Raw genomic sequence first — 14,039 nt, forward strand, 5'->3', positions numbered from 1 at the left:
AGATCGGGCCTGCGGATCTCCACTCGCTGCAGGATCCCCTCCCGGCATCAGGCCCACCACACCCCGCTGATCGCAATCACCACCCCGATCAACGCAAGCACCCCGTACAACGGCAGAATCGACCACGAGCGCCAGACGCTCCAGCCGGGCAGCCATGCCCTGCGTGCGGCCGCCAGCCGGCCCGGCCGCGCACCGGGCCGCGCCGGCACTACAACACCGGAGGGGTCCAGCGAGAAGGCCCTGACAGGCGCGGCGTTCCGCGCGACGGCGTCGTAGAGCTGCCGGTACTCACGCTCTACGCGCAGGTAGTTGGCGTCGATGTACATGAGCAGGAGCACCGTAGCCAGCCCGAGCAGCGCCAAGCCGGCGGACCGTTCGGTCACGCCGAACCCGTACAGGGCGGTGACCACCGGGAGCAGCCAGGTCTTCACGTTCGCCGAGGCGCCGGCCATGCGGGTCACGACGGCCTGGACGAGCTCGAGATGCTTGCGCCGGTCCTCACCGTTCGGTCCGTCACCCACGGCCACCCCGGTCTGGCATGCCGTGCGCAGCAGCGCCCATGCCTCGTCCTTCTCGGCCTCCGAGTACCTCGTCCTGGCGGGCCAGATGCGTCCCATCGCATCCCCGGCCCGTCTCGGCACGAGGTGTACGTGCAGGTGGAACACAGTCTGCGTGGCGGCCGCACCGTTCGACTGGATGACGTTGAGGCCTTCGGGACGGAGCGCCTTCCTGACCACGCCGGCGAGCCGCACGCAGACCCGCCCGAGGTAGGCGGCCTCGCTCTCGTCCAGCGCCCAGATGTCCGGTACGTGACGGCGCGGAACGACGAGGACGTGCCCGACGACCGCCGGCTTGGTCGGGAAGAAGGCCACCACGCGTTCGTCCTCGTAGATCACGCGGGCGGCCGGATCGTCCCCGCGAACGATCCTGCAGAACGAGCACCTGTCGGACGTCGTCAAGGTCGGCACCTCTCCGCGCAGGGCAGGGCACGGGCATCACCACTGTCCGTGTCCCGGATGTCACCTTCGTGACGATCCTTCCAGACGGTTCGCATGACGGAAACACCTGCCGACTGGTGGTGGCGCCGGACGACGCCGGTCGGGAAGGATGATGGGCACCAGGCATCTCCACCCAGGTCAGAGGAGTGCGATGACGCGGGACGTGTACCAGCTAGCCCAGGTCTTCAACGAGTCGCAGGCGTCGGGCATCACCTACGTAGCGCCGGCCGAAGCACAACGACTCAAGGGTTCGCTCCTGACGCCGGGAAAGCACGTCACGCTCGTCGGACCGTCCGGGAGCGGCAAGTCGACCGTGGCCGAGCGGGCACTCGCAGCAGCCGGGTTCGACGCGGACCGGGTCCTCTCCTTCAATGCGCGGGCCCACACCGGAGCGCAGAGCATCTTCACCGTCCTCGGCGCTGAGCTCGGCGTCGGGCGGACGGCGAAGGCGGTAGAGCCAAGGCTGCGGGAATTCGACCTGATCAAGATCGAGGACGTCCATCGCCTCTCGTTCAAGGCGCGCACCCAGCTCGCCTCCCGCCTCAAGCTCTGGCACGAGAGCGGCATCCGCGTCTTCATGATCGGAATAGCCAAGACGAGCGACGCCATCCTCGGCCACGACCCGGAGCTCGCGATCCGAAACGACACCTGGTATCTGGGCACGCAGAGCGACACGTTCATGGACACGCTCATGGCCCAGGGGGAACGCGCCCTCAACATCAAGTTCGACGAGGCGACCCGTGGTGCGGCGATCAGGGCCGCCAGGGGGTCGCCGTCGATCTTCCAGGCGATCTGCCGGGCTGCCTGCGTCGAGGCCGACGTGATGCGGACAGTCCCGGAGCCGCGGCAGGTCGCCATCGACCTCGCCGTCGTCACCCCGCAGATCGCCAAGCAGTTCGACGGCCGCTACATCCGCAGTCTCGTCCACCTGACACAGGGGCGGCGTTCTGTGCATGACGTCTACTTCAAGCTCGTCCAGCGCGCCGCGGCCAGCCCGGGATTCCGCACCGCCTACAAAGAACTGGACGCCGCAGTCGTCGGAATCGCCGACCCGGCCGACAAAGGCCGGGTCAGGAGTGCGTTCATCCGCGCCATCGACGTCCTGCCGACCTTGATCGAGGAGAGTGGCCTGGACGAGACCTTGACCTACGAGCACCGGACCCTGCGGATCGACGACCCGGCGTTCCGCTTTTACCTCGACCACCTCGACCTCACCCGGGTCAGCTCCGGGGAGGTCCCCCGTCGACGCAGGTACGAGTACGACGTGGCGGTGTCGTTCGCGGGGAACGACCGGCCGGTCGTCGACAAGTTCGTCGAGGTGCTCGAGGAACGGCACATCAAGGTTTTCTACGACTACAACCAGCAGGCGGAACTCTGGGGGAAGGACCTGCGCCGCGGGCTCGCCCGCATCTACGGGGAGCAGGCACAGTTCATGATCATCTGCCTGTCCGACGACTACCCCGAGCGCGACTGGACGACGTTCGAGTACGAGGTCGGACGGAACGCGGCGAGCAAGCGTACCGAGGAATATCTGCTGCCCCTCCTCGTCGGGAATCGGCCACCCATCGTCGGACTGCCCGCGACCTTCGGCTTCCTCAGCCTGCAGGACCAGCCGATGGAGAAGGTCGCGGATTTCGTGCTGGAGAAGCTCGCCGCGGCGCAGGAGATCTCCCCGAGCGCCCTGCGGCTACGTCGGGCGCCCTGACATCGACGCCAACCTCACCGGGCCATGAATTCAAGGGCTGCACGCTCAGACCCGAGAACGGTCACCGCGGGGTAGCCCAATCGTTCACGCCGCCCGCTCCACGTCGGATGAACATGAGCGAACGCGCCGTCATCAAGCCGAACGATCACATCGTCGGTAGCGCTGAAGAACGCCTCCACCCGGACGACGCGGCCGTACAGCGGGTGTCCACGACCGATCTCACGCACCAGCTCATCGAGAACGCCCGGTCGACGTCCATGCGGATCCAGCCTACGAATCGACAACCGATTCGGAGAGCGCCACCGGCTCCCCAGGCCCCGCCCGCCACACCTGCACCAGATACTCCTCGGTCGGCTCCGCCACCACCAGGTCCGGCGCCACCGACCGCCCCCGCGCATGGACGCGCAGCCGGTACCAGCCCGGACCCGCCGTCCCAATGAGGGGGACATCCCGATCGTCCTGGCCGAATCCACCGAGATAAGCAGGCTTGTCCCGGACAAGCACACTGAACTCGGCAACGTCCTCCCAGTCCGACACCTCAAGGGCAGGCATCGAGCCGACGTCGGACACCTCGACAGAGACCGGTCCCATCGAGATCCCCGTTCGAACAACGGGAGCGCGCACCAGGTTCGGAAACCCGGCGATAGGCACCCGCCCCTCGGCCAGGTTCTGCCGCCCCGGCCCCATGAGCGCGAACACCGGCATGGAGTTCGAGAGCGGCACGCCCACGTCGAGCACCAGCCGCCTGATCAGACTCGCGTCGCACGGCGACAACCAGGTGGCACCATGCACCTCAAGGCACGCCTCTTCCACCCGGGTCACGTATCGCATCGCCGGCCCTGCCACCGCAGGATCGGCCACGACGCCGCAGTCCGGCGCGTCTCGAGCTCACCCTCGTACACGCCCAAGATCCTCCCACGCCACCCAACGCGAGCCCCCGCCCTCAGGCGGCCACCTCAAGCACGAGCTTCCCCCGAGTCCGACCCCCCTCCCCCAGCCGATGCGCCTCCGCGACCTGCTCCAGCGCGAAGACCCGCTCCACCTCGACCCGAACCACACCGGAGTCCACCAGCCCACCGATCGTCGTCAGTGCAGCAGAATCCGGCTCCACCAGAAATGCGCTCGTGCGCACGCCAGCCGATCGAGCCACGGAAGCAAGCCGCTCCGAGACACCCCCAGGGATCGACACAACCAACCCGCCGGCACGGGTCACCGACACCGACCGCACATCGGTGTCGTCATGAGCCCCGACCAGATCGATCACGACGTCGACCTCGCCGGCGACGTCCTCGAACCGCTGCCGGGTGTAGTCGATCACCTGGTCGGCGCCCAGCTCCTTGAGCCAGGCGTGCTTTGATTCGCTGGCCGTTGCCACGACCTCCGCGCCGAGGTGCCGGGCGAACTGCACCGCCAGGTGCCCGACGCCGCCGGCCGCCGCGTGCACCAGCACCCGCTGCCCCGCCTGCACTCCGGCGGTGTCGACCAGCGCCTGCCACGCGGTGAGCGCGGCGAGGGGCAGGGCGGCGGCCTCGACGTGACCGATCGAGGCCGGCTTGCGGGCGAAGTGGCGCGAGGGCGCGGTGACGAACTCGGCGTAGGCACCTGCGGGCCGCGGGAACCAGGGCAACGCGTAGACCTCGTCGCCGGGCGCGAGCGTCGTGACGCCGAAGCCCACCTCCTCGACCACGCCGGAGACGTCCCACCCCAGGATCGCCGGGAACGTCTGCAGGCCGGCCATGCCCTGACCCGCGCGGGTCTTCCAGTCCACGGGGTTGATCCCCGCGGCGTGCACCCGGACCAGAACCTCGGTCGGCAGCGGCTCCGGCCGGGCGACCCGCTCGACGGTCAGCACGTCGGGCCCGCCGAACTCCCTGATGGTGACGGCCCGCATCGTGTCCTCGCTCATGTCCGCTCACTCACTGTCCGTTGAAGGTCGATCGCCCAGTTCAAGGTCGATCGCCGGGCCAACGCCCGGCGAGACCCACCCTGGCGCGCACCCACGACGTCCGGTGAGTGGCCTGAAGGTCACCTGTCGTACCATTCTGGCCATGCCACATCACGTCGCCGTTCTCGCGCTGGACGGCGTCCTACCGCTGGACCTGGGCATCCCCGCCCGTGTGTTCAACGAGGCGCGCGCCGCCGACGGGACCCCGCTCTACTCCGTGAGCACCTTCTCGCCCGGCGGCCGGCCAGTCCTGACCCACGAGGACTTCCGCATCCTCGTCGACCACGACGAGTCAGTCCTGCGGACCGCGGACACCGTGGTGATCGCCACCCAGGAGCCCGGCGAGCACCTGCTCGCGACGGGCACGCTGCCGGACGACCTCGCCGCGCTCCTGGACCAGGTCCGGCCGCAGACCCGCATCGTGAGCCTGTGCACCTCGGCCTTCCTGCTCGCGGCGGCCGGCCTGCTCGACGGCCGGCGGGCGACCACCCACTGGACGCTGTGCGACACCTTCGCCGACCTCTTCCCCGACGTCGAGGTCGATCCGGACGTGCTGTTCGTCGACAACGGGCGCATCCTGACGTCCGCCGGCGGCGTCGCGGGCATCGACCTGTGCCTGCACCTGGTCCGCCGGGACCACGGGGCGGCCGTCGCCGCGGCCGCGGCGCGCCGCTGCGTGGCGGCCCCGTGGCGCGAGGGCGGCCAGGCCCAGTTCATCGAGCATGCCGTCCCCCGGGAGACCGACCGCTCGACGTCGGCCACCCGGGAGTGGGCCCTGCGGCAGCTCGCCGAACCGATCACCCTGGAGGACATGGCGCGGCACGCGCACATGAGCGTGCGCACCTTCACCCGCCGGTTCAGCAGCGAGGCGGGCACCAGCCCGCTCAAGTGGCTGAACCAGCGCCGGATCGCCCACGCGCGCCTGCTCCTGGAGACGACCGACCTGCCCGTCGCCCGGATCGCGACCGCGTGCGGCTTCGGCGACCCGGTCGCGCTGCGCAAGCAGTTCCACACCTCCCTGGGCCTCTCCCCCGTGGCCTACCGCCGGGCCCACAACGCGCCGGACCCGACGACGCGAGCCGACGCCGTCCTAGGCTCAGCACGATGAACGGCCCGACGACCGCCCACGCGCCCCCACCCCGGCAGCCGCTGCGCGCCCGCCTCACCGACGCCACCCTCATCGCCATAGCTCTCGCCCTGGCCCTGATCTCCTTCCAGATCCAGACCAACGAGACGCCCCAGCTCCCCACGGCCCTTCTCACCGCCGACCGCCTCACCGGACTCCTCGGCTGCATCGCCCTCTGGTGGCGCCGCAAGTACCCCGTGCAGATCGGCATCGCCCTGGCCGCGGCCAGCGTCTACTCCGAGACCGTCAGCGGAGCCGCGATCGTCGCCCTCTTCACCGTCACCCTCCACGGCTCGATCCGCGCCACGGCAGCGGTGGCCGCGATCAGCGTCACGGCCCTGAGCACCTACCAGCTCCTCTGGCCGGACCACCTCGCCCCGCCCCTCACCGTCTTCATCATCATCGTCCTGGGCCACGCCGCGACCGTCGCCTGGGGCCTGACCATCCGCAACCGACGAGCCCTCGTCACTTCCCTCCGGGAACGCGCCGCGGCCGCCGAGGTCGAGGCACAGCTACGCGCCGAACGCTCCGAGCGCGAGGCCCGCCAGAGCATCGCGCGCGAGATGCACGACGTCCTCGGCCACCGCCTCTCCCTGCTCAGCGTCCACGCCGGCGCCCTCGCCTACGCGCGCACCGCGCCGCCCGACGACGTCGGCCGCGCCGCCGAGGTGGTCCGCGAGAACGCGCACCGCGCCCTCCAGGACCTGCGCGACGTCATCGGCGTGCTCCGCGCCCCCGTCGGAGAGCTGCCGCTGCCGGCCGTCCCGGACGTGCTGGAACTCGTCGAAGAGGCCCGGGCGTCCGGCACGGAGGTAGAACTCCAGGACGACGCCGGACTCACCACCGGCGAACGCACCATCCCGGAGGTACAGGGCCGCACGATCTACCGCATGGTCCAGGAGTCCCTGACCAACGCCCGCAAGCACGCCCCGGGCGCGCCGGTCACGGTCCGCATCAGCGGGCGGCCCGACGACGTCGTCGTCGCCGAGTTGACCAACATGCGTCCGGCAACCACGCCCCAGTACCCCCAGGGCTCCGGGACCGGGCTGCGCGGACTCGACGAACGCACCCGCCTCGTCAACGGCACCCTCGACCACGGCCCGACCGACCGAGGCGGCTGGCGCGTCCGCCTGCGCCTACCCTGGCCGACGTGACCCATTCCGCCCCCGGCGACGAGCCGACCATCGACGTCCTCATCGCCGACGACGACGCGATGGTCCGTTTCGGCCTCAAGATGATGCTCGACGGCGCCCCCGACCTGCGTGTCGTGGCCGAGGCCGGCGACGGCGCCGAGGCGGTCGAGCTGGCCCGGCAGCACCACCCCGCCGTCGTGCTGATGGACATCCGCATGCCCGGCACGGACGGCCTCACCGCGACCGAGATCCTGCGCGGCGACTCCCCCGCGCCGCAGGTCATGGTGCTCACCACATTCGACGCCGACGCCCACGTGCTGCGCGCGCTCCGCGCCGGGGCGGCGGGGTTCCTGCTCAAGGACACCCCGCCCGACGAGCTCGTCGTCGCCATCCGGCACGCCGCCCAGGGGCGCCCCGTGCTCTCGCCCGAGGTGACCCGGCGGCTCATCGCCAAGGTCGCGGAGTCGGACGACGACGGCCGCCGCGCAACAGCTCGCGAGCGCCTCGGCGCGCTCGGTGAGCGGGAGCGGGAGGTCGCGATCGAGATCGGGGCGGGGCGGTCGAACGCCGAGATCGCGGCGCGCTTCTTCCTCGGGCTGACGACGGTGAAGACCCATGTGTCGTCGATCCTGGCCAAGCTCGGGCTGAACAACCGGGTCCAGGTGGCGCTGCTGGTGCAGGAGGCGGGGCTCGACTCCCCCGACCAGTCGGAGTAACGACGCGGACGGTCCGACTTCGGTCGGCGGGTCCGGACCCATCGGCCGATAGCCCAGGTCGGACGGCGTTCCTAGGGTCGATCACATGCCTGGATCAACCCACTCCCCGCACGCTGCGCTGCACATCGCCGCCGTGCTCGCCGTCGTCTCCCTGGCCATGTCCGGGTGCGCCGCCGGCGCGGGCGGCGCGCTGACGGCGTCCGCCGCGAGCGGCTCGCCCGCCTCGCCGAGCGCCCCACCCACTCCAGAAGTGACACCCGACCCGATCGACTGGGCCGAGTGCGGCCCGAACCTGGACTGCGCCACCGTCGAGGTCCCGCTGGAGTACTCCGAGCCGGACGGCGAGCAGATCCCGCTGGCGGTGGTGCGGCACCGCGCCACCGACCCCGACCGCCGCATCGGCAGCCTGTTCGTCAACCCCGGCGGCCCGGGCGTGCCGGCGTCCGACATGGTCCGTTCGATCGACCCCACCAGCGAGACCAGCCCGTTCTCGCCCGACGTCGTGGCGCGCTTCGACGTCGTCGGCATGGACCCGCGCGGCGTGGGCGAGTCGGACGCCGTCCGGTGCCTCACCGACGAGCAGCGGGCCGCGCAGGCAGCCGAGGACCGCGACCCGACCATCCCGGGCGGCAAGCCGTTCGGCCGGCTGGTCCAGGACGCCCGGACCTTCGACAAGGGCTGCGCCACGCACCAGGACCGGGCGTTCCTGGCGAGCATGTCCACCGACAACGTCGCCCGCGACCTGGACCAGGTGCGCGCCGCGATCGGCGAGGAGCAGATCACGTTCTACGGCGCCTCGTACGGCACGGTGGTCGGCCCCATGTACGCCACGCTGTTCCCCGAGCGGGTGCGCCAGATGGTGATCGACGCGCCCGTCGACACCGAACTGTGGCAGAACGACCCGCTCCGCCTGCTCGACGACGTCGCCCGGTCCAACGAGGAGACGCTCGACCTCTGGTTCGAGACGTGCCGCGCCGAGGGCGTGGCGGCATGCCCCTTCGGGGACGGCGACCCGGAGGCCGCGTTCGACGCCCTGATCGCCGACCTGGAGCGGGAGCCCCTGCAGGTCCCGCCGACCGAGGGCCTCACCCCCGGCGGCACGCTCGACGGCGCCATGGCGCTGGAGGGCATCCGCGCCGCGGCGGGCGTCCGCACGCTGTGGCCGTCGCTCACCGCGGGCCTGCTCGCCGCCCAACGGGGCAACGGGACGTTCCTGCACTTCCTGGTCTCGAACGTCACGGTCGCGCCGTTCGGCGGTCCGTTCGCCACCCTGCAGGAGCCGCACACCGCCGTCCGCTGCGCCGACTGGCCGTCCCTGCGCAACCTGGGCGAGCACCGGGCCGCCGCCCGCGAGATCGCGGCCCGCGGCGAGCGCCTGGGCAGCCGCGCCGCCTACAGCGCGCTGAACTGCGCGTTCTGGCCGGCGACGAACGAGAACCGCTTCACCGACGAGCTCACCGGCGCGGGTGCTCCCCCGATCCTGGTGGTCGGCGGCGAGGTGGACAACGTGTCGCCGTACCACTGGGCGCAGGCCATGACCGAGCGCCTGGAGGACGCCGTCCTGCTCACCCGGACGGGCGTGGGCCACACCTCCTACCGCACCAGCGGGCCGTGCATCGATTCCGCGGTGGATGCGGTGCTGATCGACGGCGTGCTGCCTGCGGAGGGCACGGTGTGCGAGGCGGTGCCGGCGGGGACCACGCGGGTGCCGGCTGCGGCGGGCAAGTGACCTAGCGTCCGGCTCGGTGTGGAATGTCCGACGACGGTGGGGCGGCGCGCGATGTTGGCGTCGTCCCGCCGTCGCGGCGCTAGGCCGGGGTGGGCCGGAACCGGCGCCGGACCGGCGGCGCTTCGCCCCGCGCAGTCCCGGGGTCGACGGCGATCCAGGTGCCGTCCCCCAGGGCGACCGGCCAGTGGTCGCGCGACGGTGCTGGTTCCCCGACGGCCCGCGCTGTCCCTGACACGAGGTCGATCACCACCGGCACCGCCCACTCGGTGAAGTCGTCCTCCGACTCGTCCTCACCCTTCACCACCACGAACACCTGGTCGTCGTCGAGAAACCCGGCCCCGTACTCGAACAAGGGCTCCTCGACACGGAGTATGTCCGGCGCGAGGTCCTCGACCGCGAACGAGGCGACCACGGCGCCGTCGGGCCAGGAGTGCACCGCTACGTCGTCCGGCCCGGCGTACTCGCAGGTCAGCAGCCGTGTGCCGTCGGGCGAGAACGCGCAGGGCACCCGCTCACCGTCGAGCATCCCGGTCAGCTCCCGGACGGTGAGCGCGCCGTCGTCGAACCGCGCGAGGTAGAGGATCCCGCCGTCCTGCCCCTGCGCGATGCCGACGAGCGCGCTCCCGTCCTCGTGGGCCAGCAGCTCTGCGCCGTGCCCGACCGAGTCCAGGGCCGTTGAGCCGAGGAGCAGTCCGGTGCGTGAGTCCAGGACAAGGAGTCGATCGTCATCGCCACGGTCGGCCATGGCGTCGGCCGCGTAGACCCAGATGACGGCGCCATCGCGGCTGAGCGCCAGGCCCGAACTGGCGAAGCCACGCTGGGGTCCGCTGGTTCCGAGGTGGTGGGACCACACGACCTCACCGTTGTCGTCCAGCCGGACGACGACGTCCTGCGCCGCGTACACGACCTCGCCGTCGGCGGTGGTCACGACGTCGTCCACGGTGTCCCGGCCGCGGTGCTCGGCGGGCAGCGGAAAGGTCGCATGTTCGACGAGAGGGCTGCCGTCGGCAGGGCTCTGGGCAAGATCTACGACGGCGATGCGGTCGCCGTCACTCCATGGGTACCAACGCACGTCGGCACGGTAGCGGGTTCCCGTCGGCGAGCAGCAGGTCTGGGGTTGCTGAGCTGGCTCGGGTCTACCAACCCATGTTCTGCGCGACGGCGGACTGGGCTTCGTCGATCTCCGCCTGGCTTATGTCAACGACGTCGGTGTCCGTCTCGAACCTTGCCAGCAGATCCATCAGTGCCTGCTTCTGTGCAGGATGCGAGATCGGAACCGTGTTCAGATCTACCGACACGAGCCAGTCGAACAACACGGCCGCGTCGGCGCGCCACAGGTCGACCCGCACGATCGGCAAGGCTGCGTCCATGCCTGGATCATGCCAGGGATCCGTCAGTCGACTTCCGCCACACCAGGCCGGTCAGCGACAGAGGGCGTCGACCCAGACCCGCAGTCCAGGCAGCCCCGCCGGCGCCTCCGCGACGATCTGCTCCATGGGCCGACGGCGTCCCGGCGCGAGCAGCTCGGCTGCCCGCACCAGCTCAGCATGGGGGCGCACGACTCGGTCAGGCTCCAGCTGGAAGTACTGCTCACCAGGCTCGAACTCGCTCGGAATGTCGTGCGGCCCGTACCCGTGAGCGAAGAACCAGAGCGCGTCCCAGGCGTCTGCGGCCAAGAGCGCGACGTCGCCGTCCGACCCGAGATAAACCACCGGCTGGTCCGCCAGATCCGCACCGGGCCGGATCATCCACGAGCAGACGTACCCGCCACCGCCGTCCTGCCCGAACGGACGGAACTCCTGACCGGTGACGTCCGGATTTCCCGTCCAGTGCCGGAACCACCAGCCGGTCTCCGCAACGGGCTCCAGCTCCGGGTGGGGCTCGAAGGCGACGCCCCGCCCGTCGTCGTAGTCGTAGCGGGCGTCCATGATCGCGCGCAGCGGCTGGGGCACGTCCTCGGGAACGGGCGGGCCTGCCACCTCCTGCACCCAGACTCCCACCGTGGCGACATCGTCCTCTGTCAGTCCCGACGTCGGACTGACTCGGTGCAGCAGCACCGAACCCGGATGCGCCGCCTCGACCCACTGCAGGTCGAGGTCACGGATCTCGTCGTCGAGCCAGACGAACGGACGGCCCGCCGCGTACCGCACCAGCGACGCCGTCTTCCAGTGCAACCCGTCGGGCACCGGGACGCCGTCGTCCTCGTCGAAGTCGACAATCGGCAGCCGGCCGAGCGCCAAGATCGGCGCGACGACGTCGTTCGCGTCCGGCCCCCATGCCGTGGCCCACACCAGATCGGCTCCGAGCCTGACCAGGTCGTATCCCGGCGCCCGCCGGAGCTTGGCAAGCTGCGGGTTGGACTGTGCCCGCCACTCCTGAGGATCTTCCACGGATCGCGACCGGTCGCCAGGCCCGAGCGGCAGAAGGGTGCCGTCGATGTCCAGGAACACGATCGGTCGCTGCGTCACGAACCGGCACCCTACCGGCGGAAGCACCTCACACCGAGGCCGCAGTCCCCTTCTCCAGCCGCTCCACGCTCCACCACTCGACCGCACGCCCCTGGCTGTCCGAGAATCCGACAACCGTCTCCTCGGGATCGACCAGCGCGATCCGGTGTCCGTCGTCGATGAGCTTCGTCGCCGTCTCGGATGCCGTGCGACGCGCCACGGGCAGCACCTCGTCCACGCGGCTCAGGTCGAACACCACGAGCTCCGTGGCAGGCGGGTCCTCGATGAGCACGCGCACCAGCGACTCGATGCTGCTCAGCACCAGGTCGCCCTGCAGCACGTAGACGGTGGCCGCCTGCCCCTCGATCGTCGCCTCGCGCGTCTCACGCAGCGACGACCGGGCAGGCCGGCTGGCCTCCATGAGGTGCAGCCCCAGGTCGTCGGAGAGCAGCTGCATCATCTCGACGCCGCGCGCACTGTTGCCGTGCGGGTCCAGGCGCGGGGAGAAGACGGCGACGCCGATCTGCCCGGGCAGCACACCGATGATGCCGCCGGCCACGCCGCTCTTGGCGGGGATGCCGACCGTGGTGAGCCAGTCGCCGGCCGCGTCGTACATGCCGCACGAGGCCATCACGCTGAGCAGGTGCCGGGTGCCGGTCCTGCTGAACAGCCGCTCGCCGGTGTTGGGCTGGACACCGCCGTTGGCCAGCGTCGCGGCCATCAGGGCGAGGTCACGCACGGTGACCGACGCCGCGCACTGCCGGATGTAGCCGGTGACCGCCGCGCGGGGCTCCTGGCGCAGCGCGCCCGAGGAGTGCAGCAGGTAGGCGAGACCGAGGTTGCGGTCCCCGGTGGCCAGCTCCGAGGCGGCGACCGCCTCGTCCACCGCGATCGGCCGTTCGGCGAGCCGTGAGAACAGCCCGAGCATGCGGTCCACCGCCGACTCCTCGTCATCGTTGAGGAGGGCGTGGGTGGTGATGGCTCCCGCGTTGATCATCGGGTTGCGCGGCTTGCCGGTCTGGGGGTCCAGCGAGAGCTCGTTGAAAGCCTCGCCGCTCGGCTCGACGCCGATGTGCTTGAGCACGGTCTTCAGCCCGCGGTCCTCGATCGCCTGGGCGTACGCGAACGGCTTGGACATCGACTGGATGCTGAACTCGTGGTCGGTGTCGCCGCTGGCGTAGACGGTTCCGTTGACCGTGTACAGCGCGACCGCCACGCGGTCCGGGTCGGCCGCCGCCAGCTCCGGGATGTAGTCCGCGAGAGCGCCGGAATCGATGTGGGCCGTCTGCTGGATGATGGTGTCGAGGTAATCGAGAATTGGTGATCGCATCAGGTCTCCCCCGTGGTCCGTACCGTCCGGCAGGTCAGGTTGTCACACTTCGCTCCGGCCCGAGCGGCAGGCCGTCAGCGCGTCCGGTCAGGAGCCGACGACGCCGGTCGCCAAGTTCGTCGATCAGTGCGGCGAGCCGCTCAGGATCCTCCAGGTGCGCCAGGTGACCCTGCCCGGCGAGCTCGTGCACCTTCGCGGCGGCGATACGACGAGCCACGTTGTCGAACGACGTCCCGTACGGCGCCCGGCCCCGGTTGCGTTCGCCGACGATCAGGTCGACCCGCGCCGCCGCCGCACCAAGTGACACCGGCCGAGCAGCCTCGTTGATCGCGAGCGTCTCCGCGTAGATCGGGGAGCCCAAGCGACGTAGCTCGGCCCAGACCACATCCTGCGAGCGCAGCGACTCGATCTGGTCGGCGCCCATCCCGGTGACCTCGCGGAGCGCGACCTCGACGCTCGCGTCGCCGTCCGCATCGTCGTGCGCACGCCGGAGCGCCGGCAGTGCCTGCGCCCCGAACGGTGCCATGACGGGTTCGTACGCGATCAGGTGCGGTACCGGCGTTCGGTTGGCCAGGTGCAGCGCGATCAGACCGCCGTAGCTCCAGCCGAACAGGGTGCGGACGTCCCTGAACTCGCGCAGCACGGCGGCGGCGTCCTCGATCTCCGTCTCGAGCGTGTACCCGTCCCCCAGCGGCCCGGACGGATAGCGACCGCGCCGGTTGAGGACGACGACGGCCGGCCACCCGCCGAGGCGCCGTGCGACCGCACCCCACGCCGCAGCGTCCGCCATCACGCCGGGGATCATCACGAGCGCGGGCGCGTCGGGGTCTCCGTACACGTCGATGCTCACGCTGCTGTCCGGGATCAGAACCTGTTTCTGGATCGTTCGCTCCATAATCGGATTATGGAG

General features: G+C 70.8%; 14 protein-coding genes. 5 read left to right on the plus strand and 9 right to left on the minus strand.

Features of this window, described 5'->3' with window-relative positions:
* Positions 1-47: 47 nt before the first annotated feature.
* Positions 48-968 carry an HIT family protein gene (locus tag ACFV9Q_RS10075; RefSeq protein WP_377234298.1) on the minus strand — a complete coding sequence of 307 codons (921 nt, stop codon included), beginning with the start codon at positions 966-968 and terminating at the stop codon, positions 48-50.
* A 181-nt stretch (positions 969-1,149) separates the two neighbouring features.
* Here ACFV9Q_RS10075 and ACFV9Q_RS10080 point away from each other — a divergent pair, with 181 nt between their 5' ends.
* A complete protein-coding gene (locus ACFV9Q_RS10080) occupies positions 1,150-2,703 on the plus strand; it encodes a TIR domain-containing protein (protein ID WP_377234299.1) in 1,554 nt (517 codons plus the stop codon).
* A gap of 14 nt (positions 2,704-2,717) precedes the next feature.
* On the opposite strand, the gene ACFV9Q_RS10085 is transcribed toward ACFV9Q_RS10080, so the two are convergent.
* The 3 genes from ACFV9Q_RS10085 to ACFV9Q_RS10095 form a co-directional block, all read right to left on the minus strand.
* The gene (locus ACFV9Q_RS10085; protein WP_377234300.1) at positions 2,718-2,930 is read right to left on the minus strand and encodes a hypothetical protein; all 213 of its coding nucleotides are present in this window, start codon (positions 2,928-2,930) and stop codon (positions 2,718-2,720) included.
* Positions 2,931-2,973: 43 nt separating this feature from the next.
* Positions 2,974-3,534 (minus strand): hypothetical protein, encoded by a 561-nt coding sequence (locus ACFV9Q_RS10090; RefSeq protein WP_377234301.1) that lies wholly within the window; start codon positions 3,532-3,534, stop codon positions 2,974-2,976.
* Between the two features lie 112 nt (positions 3,535-3,646).
* The gene (locus tag ACFV9Q_RS10095) at positions 3,647-4,609 is read right to left on the minus strand and encodes an NADP-dependent oxidoreductase (RefSeq protein ID WP_377234302.1); all 963 of its coding nucleotides are present in this window, start codon (positions 4,607-4,609) and stop codon (positions 3,647-3,649) included.
* A 142-nt stretch (positions 4,610-4,751) separates the two neighbouring features.
* Here ACFV9Q_RS10095 and ACFV9Q_RS10100 point away from each other — a divergent pair, with 142 nt between their 5' ends.
* The 4 genes from ACFV9Q_RS10100 to ACFV9Q_RS10115 all read left to right on the plus strand — a co-directional run bounded on the left by ACFV9Q_RS10100 (position 4,752) and on the right by ACFV9Q_RS10115 (position 9,352).
* Positions 4,752-5,756: a GlxA family transcriptional regulator gene (locus tag ACFV9Q_RS10100; RefSeq protein ID WP_377234303.1), complete on the plus strand. Its 1,005-nt coding sequence runs from the start codon at positions 4,752-4,754 to the stop codon at positions 5,754-5,756.
* The gene (locus ACFV9Q_RS10105; protein ID WP_377234304.1) at positions 5,753-6,928 is read left to right on the plus strand and encodes a sensor histidine kinase; all 1,176 of its coding nucleotides are present in this window, start codon (positions 5,753-5,755) and stop codon (positions 6,926-6,928) included. Before ACFV9Q_RS10100 ends, ACFV9Q_RS10105 begins: the two co-directional genes overlap by 4 nt.
* Entirely contained in the window at positions 6,925-7,623 is a 699-nt protein-coding gene (locus tag ACFV9Q_RS10110) for a response regulator (protein WP_377234305.1), read from the plus strand. Before ACFV9Q_RS10105 ends, ACFV9Q_RS10110 begins: the two co-directional genes overlap by 4 nt.
* An 85-nt stretch (positions 7,624-7,708) precedes the next feature.
* The gene (locus ACFV9Q_RS10115; protein ID WP_377234306.1) at positions 7,709-9,352 is read left to right on the plus strand and encodes an alpha/beta hydrolase; all 1,644 of its coding nucleotides are present in this window, start codon (positions 7,709-7,711) and stop codon (positions 9,350-9,352) included.
* 79 nt (positions 9,353-9,431) lie between these two features.
* Here the strand turns inward: ACFV9Q_RS10115 and ACFV9Q_RS10120 are convergent, their stop codons facing one another.
* The 5 genes from ACFV9Q_RS10120 to ACFV9Q_RS10140 all read right to left on the minus strand — a co-directional run bounded on the left by ACFV9Q_RS10120 (position 9,432) and on the right by ACFV9Q_RS10140 (position 14,024).
* On the minus strand, positions 9,432-10,424 hold the full coding sequence (locus ACFV9Q_RS10120; protein ID WP_377234307.1) for a hypothetical protein: 993 nt from the start codon (positions 10,422-10,424) through the stop codon (positions 9,432-9,434).
* A 64-nt stretch (positions 10,425-10,488) separates the two neighbouring features.
* Entirely contained in the window at positions 10,489-10,722 is a 234-nt protein-coding gene (locus ACFV9Q_RS10125) for a hypothetical protein (RefSeq protein WP_377234308.1), read from the minus strand.
* A gap of 51 nt (positions 10,723-10,773) precedes the next feature.
* Positions 10,774-11,820: an HAD domain-containing protein gene (locus ACFV9Q_RS10130; RefSeq protein ID WP_377234309.1), complete on the minus strand. Its 1,047-nt coding sequence runs from the start codon at positions 11,818-11,820 to the stop codon at positions 10,774-10,776.
* 28 nt (positions 11,821-11,848) lie between these two features.
* Positions 11,849-13,129, minus strand: coding sequence for a glutaminase (locus ACFV9Q_RS10135; protein ID WP_377234310.1), 1,281 nt, complete (start codon positions 13,127-13,129; stop codon positions 11,849-11,851).
* Between the two features lie 34 nt (positions 13,130-13,163).
* A complete protein-coding gene (locus ACFV9Q_RS10140; RefSeq protein WP_377234311.1) occupies positions 13,164-14,024 on the minus strand; it encodes an alpha/beta fold hydrolase in 861 nt (286 codons plus the stop codon).
* Positions 14,025-14,039: the final 15 nt, after the last annotated feature.

It is taken from the genome of Promicromonospora sp. NPDC059942 (assembly GCF_042731755.1).
In the GTDB taxonomy this organism is placed as follows: Bacteria; Actinomycetota; Actinomycetes; order Actinomycetales; family Cellulomonadaceae; genus Promicromonospora.